Below are 19,421 nucleotides of genomic sequence, written 5' to 3' on the forward strand. Positions count from 1 at the left end.
TACCATAAGTGCCTCAGACTAAAACCTAAGGTGATTTACACTGCGCCTGACTAAGCGGTTAATAATAGGTTTGAGTAAATCGCCAAGGCTACCGACATAAAGATAACACCAATAACCGCATCGATAACTGGTGTTAGTCGCTGCAATTTAAGTTGCACCTGCGCCTTTGACAACATTACCGCTAAAAAACCAAACCATGCCAATGACAAAGACAACAACAAAATAGCGGAAGCGATTTTAGTACTCGTTGTAACACTTGGGGTAATCAAGGCCGAAAACAAGGTTAAGAAAAACACTAATGCTTTCGGATTCAATAGATTGGTATAAAGCCCAGTCAAAAAACCTTGCCTGCGCGACATAGCGCCACCTAAGCCACCAGCAACAGACGCCACGCCTTCAACGTCACCAGCGCTAATAACAGCATCATCATTTGTTCCTGCATGGACTCTGGCACTCATTTTACGTTTAGCGAGTATCGCAAGACCGGCACGCAGGGCACCAAACCCCATCCAAGCGAGGTAAGAAGCGCCCACAATTTGCACTAAGAGATACAGAGTGTGCGAACTCTTAATGAGTAGACTCACACCGGTCAGACTCAAAATCGTATGAGCTAAAATGGCTATTGAAATCCCCACAGCGGCGGAAACCGCAGTGCTTCTGGACTGCTGAGTCGCAATCTTCACCATAATGGCAAAATCGGGTCCGGGACTGATTAAAGCAACGGCATGGATTACAGCCAAGGTGAGTAATAAAGATAAATCCATAGATATGCGGCTCCGCAAAAAAGGCTAATAACGATAACTGAGGCAGCCAGTATGGCAATTTGTCGCAGCGCTGAATTGTAATAAATTGCACTATTCAGTGTTTTTTAAAAACCAGCGGCGTCGAAAGACGGGCGGAAATTAGAGCATACGCCGCTGAAATTGCACTGGCGATAATAGGAATGCCTGCTTAAAAGCTTTGTTTAAATGACTTTGATCGAAAAATCCGAACTGCTGCGCCACATCCGCCACTAAAGCGCCATGACTTAAGGATTTTTTCGCCAACTCTAAGCGCACCCGTTTAAGGTACGCATGGGGAGTCATCCCTGTTGCCTGTTTAAATTGCCGTAAAAACTGAAATTTACTTAAATTCACTTCATTGGCTAAGGTTTCAAGTTGAGTATTATGCCAAGGCTCATCGTGAATTCGCTGTTTCACTAAGCTCACCTGCAACTTAGATAACCCCTGCGGTTGATTCGGTTTAGATAGGCAAGATGAAATACCGCTTGGGTAACGCTCCAGCAGCAGATGAATAAAATTCAGTAAGTGGGACTCACCCGCAAGCGCACCACATTGGCCTTGAATTAATAGCTCGTGTAGTTGAATAAAATATTGATAAAGCGTCGGGTCATCCACCATAGGCGCGCTGAAAAAGTGCTCCTTCAAACCCAGTTCTTGGCTGACTTCATTCATGTATTCCACGGGGATCGACATCACTTTCACCCGATAACCGTCGGCATCGCGGCTCTGACCATCGTGGGTTTCGTCGGGATTTAAAGTCGATAAACTATGCTGACCAAGCTGATAACTGCTGCCCTTATTCACAAACTGCTGCGCGCCTTGAGTGACTACGCCTAAGTGGTAATCCAGATGCACATGTTTATCAAAACTGAAATGCGTAAATTCCGCCTGACTCAGTTCTATGCCTGATAAGCTAGGATGACGCCAATAATTAATGTTTTCAATGGGTGTTGCAGTACTCATAACTCGCGGCGATTACCTATAGCATCAGCTGTAAAACAGGGGGAAACTCAGATCGACTCGCCCTCATTCTAGCCTCCATTGTCAGCGCGGGAATAGTAAATTATTGCAGCCACATAGTTTGAAGCGATTTGGGCTTAGATTAGTGCTTAAATTAGCGCTTAAATGAGTGCAGCAGAAAAAAGCGCCCAACTATCTGGACGCTTAATGAGATACATTTTTGCTCGGCGACATACGTAATAACCTTCGATATCGCCTTAACCGATGAATACCACTAGAAATGATAACTCACGCTGACTCTCACCATTCGTGGCTCAACAGGATGATAATGCTGATCTTCAACCCCTTCGGCTGCTTCGCCGGGCAAACGAGAAGCATAAAAATAATCTATGTCGTGATCTTTACTATCAAACACATTGAGCAGCTCAAGCTTAGTATCGAAGCAGCGGAACTCGTATCCTAATGCGAGGTTAACTAATGTGGTCGCATCAGCCTTGTGGTCATTAAAGCTGTCGAGCACCCGCTCGCCAAGGTGCCGCACGCGTACACTCGAATACAGGCCATCGCCGTCGGGTCGATAGGTGATGCCCGCACTGGCAACAAAGGGAACCGCGCCATCGATATACTTGCCCTCTTCAAATTCATTTTCAGTAAATCTAGCGTTAGTCCACGCTAATTCCATATCGATACTGATTGCCTCATTCAGCCAATAATAAGCCGTTAATTCAGCACCATAACGTTCAGATGCACGACTCGGCTCAGTGTTACCCGCATCGCCCACAAATACTAATTCTGAATCTAGTTGCAGATACCAGATCGCAGCAGAGAAATTAATAAAGTCCCTGTCATAGTATTTCACCCCAAATTCGCCGCCATTTGAGCGCACGAGCAGATCGACTTTTTCGACCTCATCGCCACTCACGGGGTCAACCTTGATTGTCGCACCGCGGGCATCGTTCGAATGTAGCCCTTGGCCTGCATTAACATATAACTCAAGATTATCGCTCCACAAATAAGAAGCGCCGGCTTTGAGGCTGAACATACCATCGGACGCATCGCCACTGTTAAGCGGATTATCACTGTCGACCTGCACATCAAAATAATCGTAACGCAGCCCAAGATTAAAACGCCATTGATCAGCTGGCAGCCACTCAACTTTGCCAAAGATGCCACTCGACAACTCTTGCACTTCATCAAGCCTTACCGTATTCAGCCGTTGTCGCGCCTGAGTGTTATACAAACCCACTGCACCAATATCGTCATAACGCACATCACCGCCCACACTGTAATTCAGTTGAGTGCCACCAAGTGAAGTCTGCCAATCACGCTTAAGATCACCGCCCCAAATCGTGCGTTCATCGACTTGTTCAAACTCATCACCATTGATGGGATCGTTTAAGAAATAGGTAAAATTAGAGAATAAATTCATAGTCGAGCGAATGGCGTAGACATTTCCCTGCCAATCACCCGCATCGTAATTAGCTGAAACGCTATAACGGTTAGATTCACCGCCGACGTCTTTATCTAAAGATCCATAAAAATCAATTAATCCAGAATCCACCGCACGGGCGGGGATCTGATCCGCCGAATTCCAGCTGTTGTCGTAGGCCATCATAGTGACGCTCAAGTCACCCTCGCCGAGCCGAGTTAAATAACGCCCGACGACACTGATCTTACTCACATCCTCATCAATATCCGTCCACGGGCCATCATAGGTTTGTGCCTCACCACCCCAAATAAAACGCCCCATGTCAGTGTTTAGCTCCTGAGTTGCCACGAGTCGCTGGTAACCATATTCACCCAACGTCACCCCAACTTGGTTATGAGGGAGTTGATCAGCCAGCAGTAATTGCGCAGCACCTGCGCCAGAAAAATCGGCCACCTCAGGATAATAAGCGCCTTTGGCATAACGGATCTCGCCTATAAGTTCAGGGATCAAAAAGTTAAGATCCGTATAACCCTGACCATGCCCATGGGTTCGCATATTCACAGGCATACCATCGACTCGAGTATTAAAGTCTGTGCCATGATCCAAATTAAAGCCGCGTAAGAAATACTGATTCGCTTTACCCGAACCACTGTGCTGAGTGACTATCATCCCAGGAACAAATTCGAGGATTTCGCCGGTTCGTAATAGGGGTCGACTCTCGATTTCTGCCGCGCCGACTATTCCCTCAGATGCCGAAGTACTATGGCCTAAGGTATTAATTTGCCTACCGCGCACCTCTAGGCGTTCGATATTGTCCGTTGCCGCCTCTGCCACTACGGTACTCGATAAACAACAAAGAGGTAATAACCACGTCATTGATAACCAAAGCTTTGATAACCGCATTCCTGATAATCCCAGTCCCGATTTCATCCTTTCTTTCCTACTACAGGTGATAGACGGCAGGGATTTAACGCCTTATTTACAAGCAAAAAACCGATCAAGCTCAAACTCTGATGAATAAAAAACCAGCAAAATACAGGCAAATATCATTTCTATGTGCCGTATCGCACCTTTTTAAACCCAAAAGGACAAAATGTCCGCCAGCAGATCACATTTCAACCGTGTGTTAGTGCGAAATCATGGTAATGAAATAATCTTGCTTGAATAAAAATGAACCCATTTATCAGGCTAGCTATACTCTAAATAACTCAACACTTTTAGAGACACGCTATGCAACGATGGAGTAATATGCAGATTTGGAGTGTGTGGGTAGGCCTTTTCTTTTGTGTCTCGGTTCATGCAACCAGCAAATCAACAGCAGAAACCACAGCGATGATTGCTGATAAACCTATCATTACGATGGCGTTTTATGAGGACCCCAAACATAACTTCTACTTTAAATGGGCTGAACTGATTTACGCCCAAGCCTTTGAACGCTTAGGATATGACTTCTCCTATCAAGTGGTTCCCGCAGCCCGCGCCAGTATGATGGCGGACTCAGGTAAAGTGGATGGTGAGCCGGGGCGTGTATCTCATTATGGCGAAAAGTTTACCAACCTCATTCGAATTGAAGAACCGGTTATCGATACCCATTTAATTGCCTTCGCGCACAATCCCGAAATCAAAATACCTGACTGGCAAGCGCTGCAAAAGAGTCGATACAAGATCGAATACTATCGAGGCGTGTTCCTCGCAGAACAAAAGCTAAAGGGACTCATTCCTAAGGAGCGTCTGACTGAATCTTCATCCCCCGCGAGCTCCTTTCGTAAAATGCTCCGCGACCGAATCGATATCTATATTGATACGGAGGCAAGCTCATTGGATCTATTACAAACGCCTGAGTTTCAAGGCAGCAAAATAATCGCGATTGCCACCCTAGAAGAACTCACCAGCTATGGTTACTTAAATAAACGTCACGCGGCACTCGCCGTTAATCTTGCTCGGGAGCTCAAACAGATGAAGCAAGAAGGCATATTTGACACCTACAAACAACAGGCTCAAGAATCGCTTAATAATGAAATGAATCATGGCGATACCCCAGAATAAATCAGCATCGAATGTAAATGTCGTGGCTTACTTTTCTCCACAGAAGATGGCACAAATATAAAAAGCCTGTTCAATCATGCTGATCAGGCCATGTATTCGATAAAAAAGTGAATAAAACTCACCTACAAAACCTAGGTTAAACCTTACTTATTTGCTTGCGAGTTTACGCCAACGCACCCCATCGCGAATCACTTCATAGCCAGGGAACATAGCGGCAATCACTAGAGTATAACTTAGCCAATGTTCTAACTGTAATAACGTAAATTCCCCATTTAATTCAGCGCCTTGGTTTTGTACTTGGCTTTGTAATAGTGGCGAACTAAAGGCCAGAAAGACTAAGAACAAGGCATAAGCAAGATTGATCCCCATATTCGCCAGTAACAATTCAGTAGTCCACACTCGGCGGCGTAGTTGCCAGAGACTATTCCCCATAGACAGCAAAATAATAGGGCTAAACCATTGCAGTAATTGCTGAGCATTGACGCTGAAAATCACAGTCCGCGCGGCTAATTGCTCGCTACTCATCCACACAGAACACCAGATCACAAGTAAGAGAAAAAGGTATGTCGCCAGATCAGTAAACACATCGCTTAAACTAATATGCTGCCAACCAGGTCCAACCTTGGGCAAATTCTGCGGCTGCCATTTTTGACAATTGCTGCCGGACATAGGTTTTCCCTGAGCCGAGAAACTCCAAAAGACCAACAGGATAGCGGTAAAGGCAAGACAGGCATCGCCAATAAAACCTTTAGCAATATGGTGGATAAATCCTAATAGATCCCCCTCTGCCGAGCCCAACCATTGAGTCGTGCCACCTACCACCTGCAACACAAACAAGACACCCAGTACCATGAAAAGTGTATGTTTAAAAAGCGGAATATCCTCAGAGGCGATAATAGGCATAGATGGTACAAATTGCTGCGCGACCTTACAGGGATGACCCATTTGCTTTAATACCGCGGCAATTTGCGATTCACTCAATTCACCTTGTTCAGAGAGGGCATCCAGTTGATCACAGATATTAGCTTTTAATTCACGGCCAATTTCCTGACGTTTGTTCTCGGGCAATTCTCGCTGCACCGCGGCGATATAGCGATCGACTAATTCCATATCAAATCTCCTCTGCACTCTCGTCTGAGCTTTTTATATCTGAGCCATTAGTGTCAGCACTTTGCTCCAGTAAAAAAGCCAAGGCGCCATTAAGTTGCTGCCATTCATCGGTAAGTTGACTGAGCAACTCAGCGCCCAATGACGACAATTGGTAATAACGACGCTCACGCCCTTCGGCCTGTCGCCACTCACTATCCAACAATCCTTGATCGGCTAGGCGGCGCACTAAGGGATACAGAGTCCCTTCGTCAATATCAATACCACCTTCCTGCAACTGTTTGCGGAGCGAATAACCGTAGTGGGCTTGTTTTAATAATCCCAGTACCGCCAACACTAATACCCCACGGCGCAACTCGAGTCGCATTTTGACTAGCTGTGAACTTGTCATTGTCGAATTCCTATCCTTAACACTGTGTCACACACACTGTGCGCCACACAGTAAATACTATGTAGCACACAGTAAGATTGCAAGTTTTTACGCACATTTTTTGATCACTTCGTTTGTTACTAATGCAATCTATTGTTTGTATTGAATTTACAAAAATGCCAACCGTTTCTGCTAAGTGCTCACATTTCCCCACCGCCATACACTCAAAGCGAATGAGTCACACATAAGCAAATTCAAGATAAAAAATTGCAAAACTTCCTATGCTTGAGTAACTTAGCATCCAACATTGAATAGCCGATTCGTCAACCTAAGTACGGTTTGCTCCTTAAAGGAGATAAATCGGAGCGACTCAAGTAAGTATTGATATTCAATAACTAAAAATATTAAGCCGTTAAATTAAGGACATAGAAAATGCTCATGGATAGAGGCGTACTGGTACGCTGGAACGATGAAAAGGGATTTGGCTTTATTCAGCCTGAAAAAAACGCAGCCCAAGATGTGTTTATTCATATTTCAGTGCTGAAAAAGATGGCGAGAAAACCCATAGTGGGCGACAGCATTCTGTATCAAACGGAAGTGCAAAATGACGGCAAAAGAAAAGCGGTTATCGCCTCGATTGAAGGCGTCGCAGTCGTTGCAGCGAGTGCAACACCGCGCTCCCACTCTCATGTCCAATCACGCAATGAAAACTTCAACTTCAATAACAAAGACAAAGCGCATTACCATAACTCACGAAAATCGTCCTTTAATACGATAATCCCGCTGCTAATAATCGTGGCCATAGTTATCTTTGGCTTTAAACAATACCAAGAATTCAATGAAGCTCCTGCAATCGATGAAGTACCAGTCCTCACGAATGAAGACATTGAGAGAATGCCCATATATGAATCTGCAACACCAAGATTCCAATGTGAAGCGGGTAAAACCCATTGCAGCCACATGAGTTCCTGTGCTGAAGCGACTTTCTATATCCAAAATTGCCCCAATACTCAAATGGATGGTGACGATGATGGAATTCCCTGCGAGCGCCAGTGGTGCAGTTAGCGATGCGACACATGTAAAGTCACGCGTATAACCTTAAGCCTGAGCAGGTAGCAGGTAGCAGGTAGCAGGTCACTAGTAGTGAAATGATAAATAATCTAAAACAATGGCGAGATAGCCTGACAGGCATACAGCAAATCGGAGTGATTGCTGCCAGTATCGGGCTTCTCATGCTTGGCTTATTCTACCTTGGTCAATTTATCGGTAGCAGCGTGGTAAAAATGGGCTGGCTTTAACCCTAGAAATACGCAAACTAGCCCATGAATTCATACCCATAGCACCTTCAAAATGGTAACGCATGCACACTGATATCATCACGCACATTGATTCACCTGAGATACTGGAGTCATTGTTAACCGAGCATGCGGCGGTGCTATTGTTATTTGGCGCGCCAAACTGCGGTGTGTGCCAAACGCTCAAACCGAGAATTGCTGAGATGATAGCGCAAGCGTTCCCGCAGATGCGGATGGCCTATATTGATTGCCAAGCCCAAGGTGAGATAGCGGCGAGCCGCAATGTATTTGCCTTGCCTGTGGTGGAATGTGTGTTTTATGGCAAAACCTTCGGACGGTTTTCTAAGGTGTTTTCGTTAGCGGATATTCGAGGGGCGCTTGCCCGCCCCTACGCTTTAACTGTGGCGGAATAATTCAAATTAAACACTGAGATTATTTATTTACCAAGGGTCTAAACCCAGCGTAATGCACTGACTTATCGAGCTTAACCTGTACTGCTGGCGTGCTTATAAGACGTGTTGAGCTAGATGCTGCTTTAGCTTTACCGCTGCAACCACAGCCGTCACCTGTAGAATGACAACATCCGCCCTTGGCTGCATGTTTGAGTGAAGCGCGGCCTTGGGATGCATCCGTTAACCTAAGATTAAGATCCGCCGTTTGTGCAAGTAAAGTCGCCACTGTTTGACTCGCACTACCTTTGCTCACACTAATCCCCGCATCGAGCAACTTTCCTAACATGCGCTCACCGATATTCTGCACAAGTACAATGTCGGTGCCTTGTTGAATAATCAGCTCTAATAAGGCTTTTTTAGCACTACAGTCACCCTCAATTGCCGGGTTATCGACCAGCTTAATCAGCTGAAACTGTTCATTATAAAAGCCAATTTGTAGGGCTTTCGTAAAGTGACTGGCGAGGCGTTCGCGGCTCATCGGCATGGCAATAATCATGATAAATCCTTGTCTGTTTGGGTTGGCAGCCTCAAGGCTTGACCTTGAGTGATAGCCGTCGCCACCTTTTTACGGGCATTGGCGAGAAGGTATCCAAAGGTTTGCCGAGAGATCCCCATCAAGGCCGCGGCTTCGATCTGGCTTAATCTTTTCACATCACCCAGTTCGAGGGCCTCAAACTCATCGGCCTCTAATTGAATATGGGTTAATTTAACCGCAGGGATCCCATTAGGCTTAAATAGGCTACAGGGCACACAGCTCGATAATTGACGGCATTTTTTAGGTCTTGGCATAAATGTTTTTATCTTTAAGTCGTCTTATATGTATTGAAATCGTGTTTTAGGTCTTGGTGCACATCTTGTTTACAGCGCACGACACTAAGGCTCATCTAGCTAAGGGAGTCCATAGCTCTGGATTCTCAAGCGTGATAACTGACTTGATGAATAAGTTCAGTGGATGAACCATAAAACTGTTACGAGTTTTTGGCCTAGGCCAGAAACTATTATTCGCGCCAACGACATTCAAAACTGTAAGACGGCTCACAGTTACCTATATCAAGCATGACTAATTAACAGAACTGCTGTCTGACGAATGGGGGATAAAACACTAGGGCGATACCCTCATTATCGATATGTGGTGTATCTCAGTTTTCACTGGAATACGAAAATCTTTCGCGCCACAGATATATTGCCATTGAGCGTGACTAACACACTCAATGGCTAGCGCCCTGTAAAGTCAATTTTAACCTGTGTTGGAGTGCCGAGGGATAATGACAAACTCTGCAAACAAATAAGCAGCCGTTAAGCTGTTACGATAGGTGGCATTTACTGATTTAAACGGGTTAAATCCTCAGACTCACAGTAGTTCACCTGTACCGAATAGCCGTCATCTTGCTTGATAAAATCGACAAAGTTTTTAATCGCAGGTAAGGCATCTTCCCTATGGTGAGACACGTACAGCAATTGGCTCAGATGATGCTCGGCTATCATCTCCAGCGCCCGCATCACTAAGGTGCGATTGATAAAATCTAAGCCCTGATACGGCTCATCTAAAATCAGTAACAGTGGCTGTTTAATCAAGGCGCGACCTATCAGCAGTAACCGCTGCTGACCATAATCGAGCTTCTTAAAGCTTGTGCTCGCCAGCCCTGTCATGTGCAGAATAGCCAACCATTCCTTCGCCAAATCTAGCTGAGGTTTAGTGGGTTTATGGTACAGGCCAATAGAGTCAAAAAAGCCCGAAAGCAGCACATCTAATGCCGAGCAACTGACGCGATATTGCAAGTGTAGCGCCGACGATACTATGCCAATCCGTTGTTTAATCTGCCAAATACTCTCGCCGCTTCCGCGAGGTCGGCCAAAGAGCGTGATGTCATTGCTATAGCATTGGGGATGGTCGCCTAAAATCAGTCCCAGCAAAGTGCTTTTACCGCAGCCATTTGGGCCACGAACTTGCCAATGTTGCCCCGCCTCGATGCGCCAATTCACGCCGCTGAAAATCAGCCCACTGACATATTCCACTTTGCCATTTTTAATCTCGACCAGAGGATCAAACGCCTCGGCGTTGTGCCTTTGCCGCTCCATCAAGGCCAAGAGTTCATCGCTACGCTGTGCCGATAACGCATTCAGCTGCGCCATCACGGGATGATTATGCCATTGCTCAATCGACATCGACGGGCTGAGTTTGTGCACACTCTGCCCCGATTTGAGCATCTCGCCATTAAACAGCGCCACATGGCTGATACACGGCGGCAATTCTTCTTGGCGCGAGGTGATGATCAGCAACTGAGTATGCTCGGCCACTTCACTCAGCAGCTCAGATAAACTCGCTTGATGTTCAGCATCAAGCCCTGCATAAGGGTCATCTAAAATCAGCAATTGCGGTAACATTGCCAGTGCACGTGCCAGCATGACTCTGCGCGTTTCGCCCGTGGATAATTGCCGAAAACCGCGCCGACGCAGAGGCTCAAGCCCAACCTTTTGTAATAATGCAGGGAGTTGCTTGGCATCTTGGCAGCATTCCAATACTAAGAATTCGACACTCGAACCGTAATCCAACTCGTCTTTTTCTAACTCGCGCTCCAGCAATGCTTGTTGCAACCCAAGTGACACCCAACCGATACGTTGCGGCAAGCCAGCAATCGTCCCTTCATCGGACAGAATATCACCCGTTAATATTCGCCCAAGCAAGGAACCACAATAACTGTCGGTCGCGAAAATCGCCCAATGTTCAGCAGGATGCAGTTGCCACTCATCGACGACTAACACCTCATTATCACGCCCGTATCGCAACTGTTTAACCACAATACTTTTGTCTTGGTTCGCGACAACATCAAGCATAACCACAGTTCCTTTCTTTTTTAAGGGATGATAAAAGCCAGCGATTACCCAATCGTATTGCTCCATGATATCTAAGGTAATAATATCTAGAGCCACAATATCTTAGAGTCATGATATCTAGAGCCATAATATCCAATGCAACGGCTCAAGATGCACGACAGTCGCTCAGGTTTTATCGGCAGATTTTGGGGAATACGTCACCAGAGTAAAGCTTATTGGGAATAAAATCTAATGCGCTTAATGGCATAGGCAAAGCGTGGCAACATCCAACAGGTACGCATGTGGTGTGAGGCAACCACTCTGGCAGAACTGTGATAAAATCGGCACCTGTTTAACTTTCATATCAACAAGGTAATGCAATGAATCCCATTATTGCCATCTTAAAAGAACACAACGTCAGTAACGCTAAAATTCAAGAACTGTTTCAAACATTAACCGAAAATCCATTAATGGCGATGGGCACGCTCGGTCAATTAGGCATCCCAGCCGAAAAATTACAACAACTGCTGGGACTAGTGATGCAGAAACCGGCCTTGCTCAAAGAAGCCGTGCTTGAACTCGGTTTGGATTTCTCAAAAGTAGAAGCCGCAAAAGCCCAGTTACAAAAATAAGCGCAGACTGTTCAAGTTTGTAGCCATCATGCGCTAGGGGAATCCGCGTAACTCAGCTCCCCTAGCGAATGTTAAAACCACTAAACCGCAAAGTAACTAAATCTCACAGCAACTAAACCTCAAAGCCATTGACGCTCAAAATGATTAATACCAAGTGAGCTAACTGTGTTGCGCCTGCCACTCCTCAATCGCTTCTTTCGCCGCTCGAAAGCCTCAATCCCCGCAGGCATACCGCAGTAAACGGTGCAATGCAGTAAGACTTCTTGGATCTCTTCAACCGAGCAGCCATTGTTTAGCGCGCCCCGCACATGGCCCTTTAACTCAGTCGGCGCCTTTAATGCCGCCAGCGTCGCTATGGTAATCAAACTGCGCGTTTGCCTTGAAATGGCATCACGCACCCAAACCTCACCCCAGCAATTGGCCGTAACTAAATCTTGCAGCGGCTGGGTAAAATCCGTCGCACTATTGAGCGCCTTATCCACATAGCTATCGCCCATCACAGCACGACGCACCTCAAGCCCCTTTTTGTATTGCCCATCGTTCATCGATGCATCCTTTTTGTTATGTGATTAGCTATGTGATTAAGCTCTGTGATTAGAATTATTGAACCGCCGCCAACCAATCTGCCCTATATCCTTACCACCTATAACTAATAACTAACGTTAGATTGAGCGCACCCAAGAAACGAACTCTTCGGCGAGTCTGGGAGGGTTACAGGCCTCTGTCTGATCTGCGATCTCGTTATAGTACTCGAGCTCGTGAACTATGATGGGTACCGAACGACCAAAAACGCGACTAACGGTTAAGTTGGAATGGAGTGTAGAAGCGACAACGCATACTGCGGCAACAAATTGCTCGGTTATCTCCTGACCGAGCTCAAGGCAGCGATCAAAATCGACATCTTCCTCCGCATCACTGTACCCGAGACCGAGATCGGCCACCCAGCGAGCTAAGATATCCGCAGTCTGAGAGTCAGGATCCCCAAAGACGAGGAGTTCGTTTTGAAGCCAGAAGGCATAGTTCCATTTTGCTTCGTCAGAGCTAGAAGCCTTTGGAATCGAAGCATGCCACTCGTCGACTGTGTTATAGCCGACTGTCAACGTAGGTAGACGGGGATCGTCATATTCGTTGTTGATATAGAAAGACAATGCATAGATCTGCTCCGCCTCAGCGGTTGGTATACTCGCTAGCGCTTCGGTAATAGCACTCTGAAGCGCGGTAATCATCGGGATATTCATACTGGGTTTCCTGCTCGTTTAATGCCGCATTTAGCTAATGAAAATAGTGCATTGTAATTGAGAATAAGAGCTTAACCCACTATTTTTGTTCAGCTTAAATGTCTGCCAATATATTAGTATTCAACCAATTTTCCAGTTATCTGTATGCCTTTTTACAAGCATACACTCTGCAAATTTAACAATGGATGGCTCGTTAGATTCTTTTACTGCTCGTGTGCTGCTTAACAGCGGAAGCTGATTATTAAGCACTGTCATTCCAGTGACACGCCATAAACTCATCCATGAGGGCTCGACGACGGCATCCATGCCGTCAACGGTCACTTACATGCCAATGCTTAATCCAACCAACTATCCAGTTATCTGTATGCCTTTTTACAAGCATACACTCTGCAAATTTAACAATAGGTGGCTCGTTAAATTCAGGCTTTATTTTAATGCTATTAAAAGCCAAGTCCCACCAATCAATATGAATTGTAATCAGCGTTAAAAAAGCCAAGAAATAAAGCAGAAGGATAGCCACAGCGTCAAACACGTTACAAGATGTGGCTGTCTTACTAAGCCCGAATTAGGTAACGCGACCATTATTCGTTGTGGTCGCCTAAGCCGCGCAGCTGACCGCAGGATGATGGCAGCAGAAATAGATATCAGCCCCAGCGTGTTAGCAAAGCTAGTGCAGTTAGATTATGTGATGAAGGATATGAATACAAATGAAGTTGTGAAGGGGAATTTACAAAATAAAAATGTAGTGCGTATAAACTTGATAAACTGAGATATAACTTTAAAAATTTAACTAGCTAACTTACAGTAGGTGGATATGAAATTTCAAGGAGATAGCTGTGAAGGTCACTGTATTTATATTACTAATGTTATCATTTTTCTCCCACGCAGATAGTGCATTGCCATTGCCGACTGAATCAACTGAGAAAACACCATTAGTTAAGTCAGAATTAATAAACAAAAGCTTAAGTAGTGATACAACTTCGGCAGAAAACTTTAAAAAACTTGAAGCTCAGATTGATATTTTGAAGACTCAAAATCAGATGCTTGATAAGTATATTGATAGATTGACGGCTGGTTATTATTGGTCACTATCGTTCGCTGGCGGTTTTCTTCTGTTGTTTTTAGGTTTTAATATATATAACGTAAAAGGGCAAATTAAAGATGAAAAGACTAATATTAGATTGCAGTTAGAAGCTGAAATCTCTAAAGGTATTAAGGAGATAGAACAAAGATTATTAGAACAGAACAATAACTTAAATTCAAAGTTTCAGGAGTCGAAAGAGTCGGTTGATAGTTTGATTAAAAGTCAAATTAAATCTGAAATTGATTACTTTTCGATAGTTGTTGAAAAGACAAAGTCTGACTTGATAAAAGCAATCTCTGAAAGTGCGGAGAAGTCAAAAAAAGAAGGCAACAATATCCTAACAGTGTTAAAAAAAGAATTAGGAAGTATTGAAAGTGACCTACTAAGGCAAACCTATGAGTATTATGAACTCAAGGTTAAGTTCGAAAAGTTTGTAGATACCCCGGTCGCAACAAAAATAAGAACTCTAATTAGTTTTATTGATTTTGTTACTAAGAAAGACATTTTTGCATTTATCGTTAGCTATTGTTTAGATGACTTACTTAAGATGCTGGAAGAAGGTGGTATGCCACACTCGTCAGACATGGCTAAATTAACGAAAACATTGGAATCTCAACTAGGTAATCATGAAATTTTAGTGAACAAAATTAAAGCCAAACTTTAAAAAGTACCCGTTAATCAAAGATAGGACAGGCATAACTCTTTTGGGTTTAACAGCCAACACCTAGACCACAGTAGTTCACCCTCCCCTGCGAAGTTGCTGAAGGGCGTTGAAGACTCTTTATTGAAAGAATGGCGTGTTACGCAGACAGGACATCTGCGTAGCTTTCGGGGGGAAGGGACGCCCCATCGGAAGCGTTAGCGATTTTCGAATAAGCACGAAGCCACTAACTAATGCATGTAACTTCGCTAGGGGCGCCGGGGGATTTCCAAAAGGGGAACAGGCGCTTTTCCCCTTTTGGTCGGGTGTGGGGTGAAGCCCCACGACTTTGATTTTGCTTTTAAAAGCAATCAAGAATTATGGGATATGCCCAACTCTATAGATTAACAAATAAAGCGAAGGTGACAGGAGTGCCCCCTTCCCTACGAAATTACCGCTGGGTGATAAGATATAGCTAGAGCTACACTTCCACATCCCTGACCTCGTCAGCAAAACTAAGGTAACGCTCACATCTCGCCAGCAACTGCGCTTTGTAATAAGCCACAAATGATGTTTCACTCTCATCGAGGGCCGGAAGCATTGAAATCACACCATCTATTGCCTGCGGAATTCTTCGCGCTATTGTCGTTAAGTTACTGATTAATAAATTCCTTGGTAAATCTAAGCCATCAATAAATGCGGCCAATTGATACGGGTAAATACTATTTGGATCAAATTCATCATCAATTGCCATAGCAAGCTGTTGTTCAAAATCTTCATACATAGCCACGCTGACCAAATCGTACCAAGGAGTTGGCTCCATTCCGCTTGGCGTCATAAAAAACGAGTAGTTTTTACCGTGTGCATCGGCATTGCCGGTCAGTAAATTGAATAGCGCCCATTGCAACATATCCTGTTTAGCGGCCACTGGATTACGGCATTTTGCTGCGAGACTAAAGAGCCTGTTAAAACTTACCCCTTCACGAATATCTTTAACATCACGCCCTGAACCAAAATTACGTTCATATTTTTTGCTAACACTAAAACCAAGTGCTTGGCAGCTATCGACAATATGCCTTCTTAATACCCTTTGCTCATTTGGCATATAACGTCGGTCAAAGCGTTCGACACAGAGTACTTTGTAATCTCCAAAATGAACGATATCAATATTAGCCACATTCATTCCAATCGCCTTAGCTAAGCGCATCGTCATAAATTCATTGAGCACTAAATGGCGATATTTTTCGAATTTAACAATATGGGTAGATGAAAGCGCGCCTTCGGCAAATGCAAATTCTTCACCGTTATAAAACAGGTTTAATTTAGGTTGTACACCCGCTACCGACAGTCGAGGTTTGCCGTCCCAAATTTCCATCGGCCACATTGTGGGATCTTCAATTCGCTGAATAACTTCTTCAGCCTTAATTGGCCGTAATTGTGTTTCAGGCAGCAAAGTCCCTTTAAGAACATAAGCAACTGCACCTGCGGTATCGAGACCAATTGCACGGATCAAGGCAAAGGTATTTCCCTTGGAGACGCCAAGCGATTCAATTAGATAATCTAATCCTTTGTTTTCCGGTAATAAGTTAACCAAAAACATCGATATCTGACTGCTACTGCCTGTGCCATCTAAGGGAATTGTTGGAGATAGTGGAAATCCGCTTTGTTGCCACTTTTCGGTGTAATGTACGGCAAAGGTGTCGGTCGTCGCATCAAAGGATAACTCCCCGATAATTAAATCACCGAGGTGCATCTCTAACGTGAGCTTTTTGGAAGTACTCATGGGTTAATACCAGCCGTTAGTTTCGGTGTCGCTGGTTTGAGCCGAAACGATATCAATCCCCAGACCATCAAGGATTTTGAATACGGTTGAGATATAAACATCATCACCTTTTTCAACTCGGATCAGCGTTTTTTTGGTTACGCCGCACAGCATGGCTGCCACGTCTTGAGTAAGAGCAGCACTTTTCCTTCGCTCTTTAATTAACAAGCCGAGGGATTGTTGATTTAGCGGTGATGCCATAATCATCTCCAAAAGTGTAACTTCATACACCTTAGTCCTAAAACCAGCCCTATTCAATATAAAAGTGTACAGAACTACACTTTTGGATTGTTGAAAATGACAAGCCACTCAAAAGTGTACAATGTTACACTTTTGTGGTCATTTCAGTGCTTAAATCCCAAAAAGTGTAGCTAAGTACACCTGAAACTTGCCCAAGCTACCAGACTAAAAACAAAGCCCCGACACTGTTTCCAGTGTCGGGGCTTTCATTTTTTACAACAATTTAGGTTTAAGCGATTAAGCTAAAGACCGCAGACGTTTTTGCGCAGGATAAAACGTTCAATACAAGGCGCTGTGAGCGTAGCATACGTTGTGTGTATGTGAGCGAGCTGCAACGCCGTAATCAACGTTTTAGACCAGCAAAAATTACATCATGCCGCCCATTCCGCCCATCCCACCCATACCGCCCATATCTTGGCTAGCATTTTGTGGGATCTCAGCAACCATAGCTTCTGTAGTGATCATCAGACCTGCGATTGACGCAGCGAATTGCAATGCACAACGGGTCACTTTAGTTGGGTCAAGGATACCCATTTCTAACATGTCGCCGTAAGTGTCGTTGCCAGCGTTGTAACCGAAGTTACCGCTACCGTTCTTCACTGTGTTAGCAACAACTGACGCTTCTTCACCCGCGTTCGTGGCGATTTGACGCAGTGGTGCTTCCATTGCACGCAGTGCGATAACCACACCGTGTTTTTGATCTTCGTTTAATACTTCAACTTCAGCGATCTTAGAAGCTACGCGAACCAGAGCAACACCGCCGCCAGGAACCACGCCTTCTTCTACCGCAGCGCGAGTTGCATGCAGAGCATCTTCAACGCGGGCTTTTTTCTCTTTCATTTCAACTTCAGTCGCTGCGCCAACTTTAATCACTGCTACGCCGCCAGCTAGTTTAGCCATACGCTCTTGCAGTTTTTCTTTGTCGTAGTCTGAAGTTGACTCTTCAACTTGTTGTTTGATTTGGCTTACACGAGCAGCAATTTGTGTTTGCTCGCCGTTACCATCGATGATGGTGGTGTTGTCTTTAGTGATCACAACACGCTTAGCTGTACCTAAATCTTCCAGCGTTGCTTTTTCAAGCTCTAGGCCGATTTCTTCAGCAATAACAGTACCGCCAGTCAGGATTGCTACGTCTTGCAGCATTGCCTTACGACGATCGCCAAAGCCAGGTGCTTTAACGGCAGCCACTTTCACAATACCGCGCATATTGTTCACAACTAAAGTTGCTAATGCTTCGCCTTCAACGTCTTCAGCAACGATAAGCAATGGCTTACCGGTTTTTGCCAGACCTTCAAGGATAGGTAACAGTTCGCGAATGTTAGAGATTTTCTTGTCTACTAACAGTACGAATGGGTGGTCTAACTCAACGCTGCCGGTTTCTGGCTTGTTGATGAAGTATGGAGACAGGTAGCCACGGTCAAACTGCATACCTTCTACTACGTCCAATTCGTTTTCTAACGCTTGGCCTTCTTCAACTGTGATCACGCCTTCTTTGCCGACTTTTTCCATCGCTGTTGCGATGATTTCGCCGATAGATTCGTCAGAGTTTGCAGAGATAGTCGCAACTTGTGCAATCGCTTTTGAATCTGCACAAGGTTGTGATAAGGCTTTTAATTCAGCAACTGCAGCGATAACGGCTTTGTCGATACCGCGCTTCAGATCCATTGGGTTCATACCGGCTGCAACGGCTTTTAAGCCTTCAACGACAATGGCTTGAGCCAGTACAGTTGCAGTAGTAGTACCATCACCGGCGGCATCGTTGGCTTTAGAAGCAACTTCTTTCACCATTTGCGCGCCCATGTTTTCGAATTTATCTTCTAACTCGATTTCTTTGGCAACAGAAACACCGTCTTTAGTGATCAGTGGTGAGCCGAAGCTCTTGTCTAATACCACGTTACGGCCTTTAGGGCCTAAGGTCACTTTAACTGCGTTTGCGAGAATGTTTACGCCAGCCAGCATTCTTACGCGAGCGTCATTACCAAATACAACTTCTTTAGCTGCCATCTTGATTATCCTTTAAATTTTTAATGATTAATTGGAATGTCGAATTGATGCTGAGGATTAACCCACTACTGCCATCAGGTCAGCTTCCGACAGGATCAAGACTTCTTGACCGTCGATTTTTTCTTTCTTAACGCCGTAACCTTCGTTGAAGATCACCACGTCACCCACTTTGACATCCAGTGGCTTAACTGTGCCATTTTCTAAAATACGGCCATTGCCCACAGCAAGGATTTCACCGCGAGTTGATTTTTCAGCGGCGCTACCGGTCAGTACTATGCCACCCGCTGATGTAGATTCAACTTCTAGACGCTTAACGATTACGCGGTCATGTAATGGACGAATATTCATCTATGAACTCTCCTAATGATTTGATGCCCTACAATCGAGCCTATTTGTGATTAAAAAAACAGACACCTGAGTCTGCTCTTTTGCTGTCTGAGATATGGGGCTGACAGTGTCGAGATCCAAGGGCATTTACAAAAAAAACTTCAATTTTTTGATGTCGG

The 19,421-nt window shown here is 44.8% G+C and carries 19 protein-coding genes and 1 pseudogene; 6 read left to right on the forward strand and 14 right to left on the reverse strand.

The window, feature by feature from the left end:
• Window positions 1-50: 50 nt before the first annotated feature.
• The 3 genes from L5L97_RS10185 to L5L97_RS10195 all read right to left on the reverse strand — a co-directional run bounded on the left by L5L97_RS10185 (window position 51) and on the right by L5L97_RS10195 (window position 4,074).
• Window positions 51-764 carry a LysE family translocator gene (locus L5L97_RS10185; RefSeq protein WP_263181750.1) on the reverse strand — a complete coding sequence of 238 codons (714 nt, stop codon included), beginning with the start codon at window positions 762-764 and terminating at the stop codon, window positions 51-53.
• 138 nt (window positions 765-902) lie between these two features.
• Window positions 903-1,745 (reverse strand): AraC family transcriptional regulator, encoded by an 843-nt coding sequence (locus L5L97_RS10190; RefSeq protein ID WP_263181751.1) that lies wholly within the window; start codon window positions 1,743-1,745, stop codon window positions 903-905.
• 271 nt (window positions 1,746-2,016) lie between these two features.
• On the reverse strand, window positions 2,017-4,074 hold the full coding sequence (locus L5L97_RS10195) for a TonB-dependent receptor (RefSeq protein ID WP_372832366.1): 2,058 nt from the start codon (window positions 4,072-4,074) through the stop codon (window positions 2,017-2,019).
• Between the two features lie 327 nt (window positions 4,075-4,401).
• Here L5L97_RS10195 and L5L97_RS10200 point away from each other — a divergent pair, with 327 nt between their 5' ends.
• Window positions 4,402-5,217 (forward strand): transporter substrate-binding domain-containing protein, encoded by an 816-nt coding sequence (locus tag L5L97_RS10200; RefSeq protein ID WP_263181753.1) that lies wholly within the window; start codon window positions 4,402-4,404, stop codon window positions 5,215-5,217.
• A 147-nt stretch (window positions 5,218-5,364) separates the two neighbouring features.
• Here L5L97_RS10200 and L5L97_RS10205 read toward each other — a convergent pair whose 3' ends face one another.
• Complete coding sequence (locus tag L5L97_RS10205; RefSeq protein ID WP_263181754.1) at window positions 5,365-6,327, reverse strand: hypothetical protein; 963 nt, start codon at window positions 6,325-6,327, stop codon at window positions 5,365-5,367.
• Window position 6,328: 1 nt separating this feature from the next.
• Window positions 6,329-6,715 (reverse strand): PadR family transcriptional regulator, encoded by a 387-nt coding sequence (locus tag L5L97_RS10210; protein ID WP_263181755.1) that lies wholly within the window; start codon window positions 6,713-6,715, stop codon window positions 6,329-6,331.
• Window positions 6,716-7,126: 411 nt separating this feature from the next.
• Between L5L97_RS10210 and L5L97_RS10215 the strand changes: the two genes are divergently transcribed.
• The 3 genes from L5L97_RS10215 (at window position 7,127) to L5L97_RS10225 (ending at window position 8,402) form a co-directional block, all read left to right on the forward strand.
• Window positions 7,127-7,759: an excalibur calcium-binding domain-containing protein gene (locus tag L5L97_RS10215; protein WP_263181757.1), complete on the forward strand. Its 633-nt coding sequence runs from the start codon at window positions 7,127-7,129 to the stop codon at window positions 7,757-7,759.
• Window positions 7,760-7,842: 83 nt separating this feature from the next.
• Window positions 7,843-7,992, forward strand: coding sequence for a hypothetical protein (locus tag L5L97_RS10220; protein ID WP_173246947.1), 150 nt, complete (start codon window positions 7,843-7,845; stop codon window positions 7,990-7,992).
• Between the two features lie 62 nt (window positions 7,993-8,054).
• Window positions 8,055-8,402 (forward strand): thioredoxin family protein, encoded by a 348-nt coding sequence (locus L5L97_RS10225; RefSeq protein WP_263181758.1) that lies wholly within the window; start codon window positions 8,055-8,057, stop codon window positions 8,400-8,402.
• A 19-nt stretch (window positions 8,403-8,421) separates the two neighbouring features.
• On the opposite strand, the gene L5L97_RS10230 is transcribed toward L5L97_RS10225, so the two are convergent.
• The 3 genes from L5L97_RS10230 to L5L97_RS10240 all read right to left on the reverse strand — a co-directional run bounded on the left by L5L97_RS10230 (window position 8,422) and on the right by L5L97_RS10240 (window position 11,276).
• Entirely contained in the window at window positions 8,422-8,937 is a 516-nt protein-coding gene (locus L5L97_RS10230) for a NifB/NifX family molybdenum-iron cluster-binding protein (RefSeq protein WP_263181759.1), read from the reverse strand.
• Entirely contained in the window at window positions 8,934-9,230 is a 297-nt protein-coding gene (locus L5L97_RS10235) for a DUF134 domain-containing protein (RefSeq protein WP_012088215.1), read from the reverse strand. Before L5L97_RS10235 ends, L5L97_RS10230 begins: the two co-directional genes overlap by 4 nt.
• Before the next feature lie 531 nt (window positions 9,231-9,761).
• Entirely contained in the window at window positions 9,762-11,276 is a 1,515-nt protein-coding gene (locus tag L5L97_RS10240; RefSeq protein WP_263181819.1) for an ATP-binding cassette domain-containing protein, read from the reverse strand.
• A gap of 359 nt (window positions 11,277-11,635) precedes the next feature.
• Between L5L97_RS10240 and L5L97_RS10245 the strand changes: the two genes are divergently transcribed.
• Complete coding sequence (locus L5L97_RS10245) at window positions 11,636-11,887, forward strand: DUF2999 domain-containing protein (protein ID WP_263146649.1); 252 nt, start codon at window positions 11,636-11,638, stop codon at window positions 11,885-11,887.
• Window positions 11,888-12,046: 159 nt separating this feature from the next.
• Here L5L97_RS10245 and L5L97_RS10250 read toward each other — a convergent pair.
• Together L5L97_RS10250 and L5L97_RS10255 are read right to left on the reverse strand one after the other, a co-directional pair.
• Window positions 12,047-12,432 (reverse strand): annotated as a pseudogene (locus L5L97_RS10250) (carboxymuconolactone decarboxylase family protein).
• 117 nt (window positions 12,433-12,549) lie between these two features.
• Window positions 12,550-13,125 (reverse strand): hypothetical protein, encoded by a 576-nt coding sequence (locus tag L5L97_RS10255; RefSeq protein ID WP_263181760.1) that lies wholly within the window; start codon window positions 13,123-13,125, stop codon window positions 12,550-12,552.
• An 836-nt stretch (window positions 13,126-13,961) separates the two neighbouring features.
• Between L5L97_RS10255 and L5L97_RS10260 the strand changes: the two genes are divergently transcribed.
• On the forward strand, window positions 13,962-14,873 hold the full coding sequence (locus tag L5L97_RS10260) for a hypothetical protein (protein WP_263181789.1): 912 nt from the start codon (window positions 13,962-13,964) through the stop codon (window positions 14,871-14,873).
• Window positions 14,874-15,330: 457 nt separating this feature from the next.
• Here L5L97_RS10260 and L5L97_RS10265 read toward each other — a convergent pair whose 3' ends face one another.
• The 4 genes from L5L97_RS10265 to L5L97_RS10280 all read right to left on the reverse strand — a co-directional run bounded on the left by L5L97_RS10265 (window position 15,331) and on the right by L5L97_RS10280 (window position 19,263).
• Window positions 15,331-16,632 (reverse strand): HipA domain-containing protein, encoded by a 1,302-nt coding sequence (locus L5L97_RS10265; protein ID WP_263181790.1) that lies wholly within the window; start codon window positions 16,630-16,632, stop codon window positions 15,331-15,333.
• Window positions 16,633-16,635: 3 nt separating this feature from the next.
• Window positions 16,636-16,872, reverse strand: a complete 237-nt coding sequence (gene hipB / locus L5L97_RS10270; protein WP_263181791.1) for a type II toxin-antitoxin system antitoxin HipB — start codon at window positions 16,870-16,872, stop codon at window positions 16,636-16,638.
• Between the two features lie 405 nt (window positions 16,873-17,277).
• Entirely contained in the window at window positions 17,278-18,915 is a 1,638-nt protein-coding gene (gene groL / locus L5L97_RS10275) for a chaperonin GroEL (protein WP_011847850.1), read from the reverse strand.
• 57 nt (window positions 18,916-18,972) lie between these two features.
• Window positions 18,973-19,263 (reverse strand): co-chaperone GroES, encoded by a 291-nt coding sequence (locus L5L97_RS10280; RefSeq protein ID WP_006086113.1) that lies wholly within the window; start codon window positions 19,261-19,263, stop codon window positions 18,973-18,975.
• Between the last annotated feature and the right edge of the window lie 158 nt (window positions 19,264-19,421).

Origin of the sequence: Shewanella sp. SM71 (assembly GCF_025653905.1) — a bacterium.
GTDB lineage: Bacteria > Pseudomonadota > Gammaproteobacteria > Enterobacterales > Shewanellaceae > Shewanella > Shewanella oncorhynchi.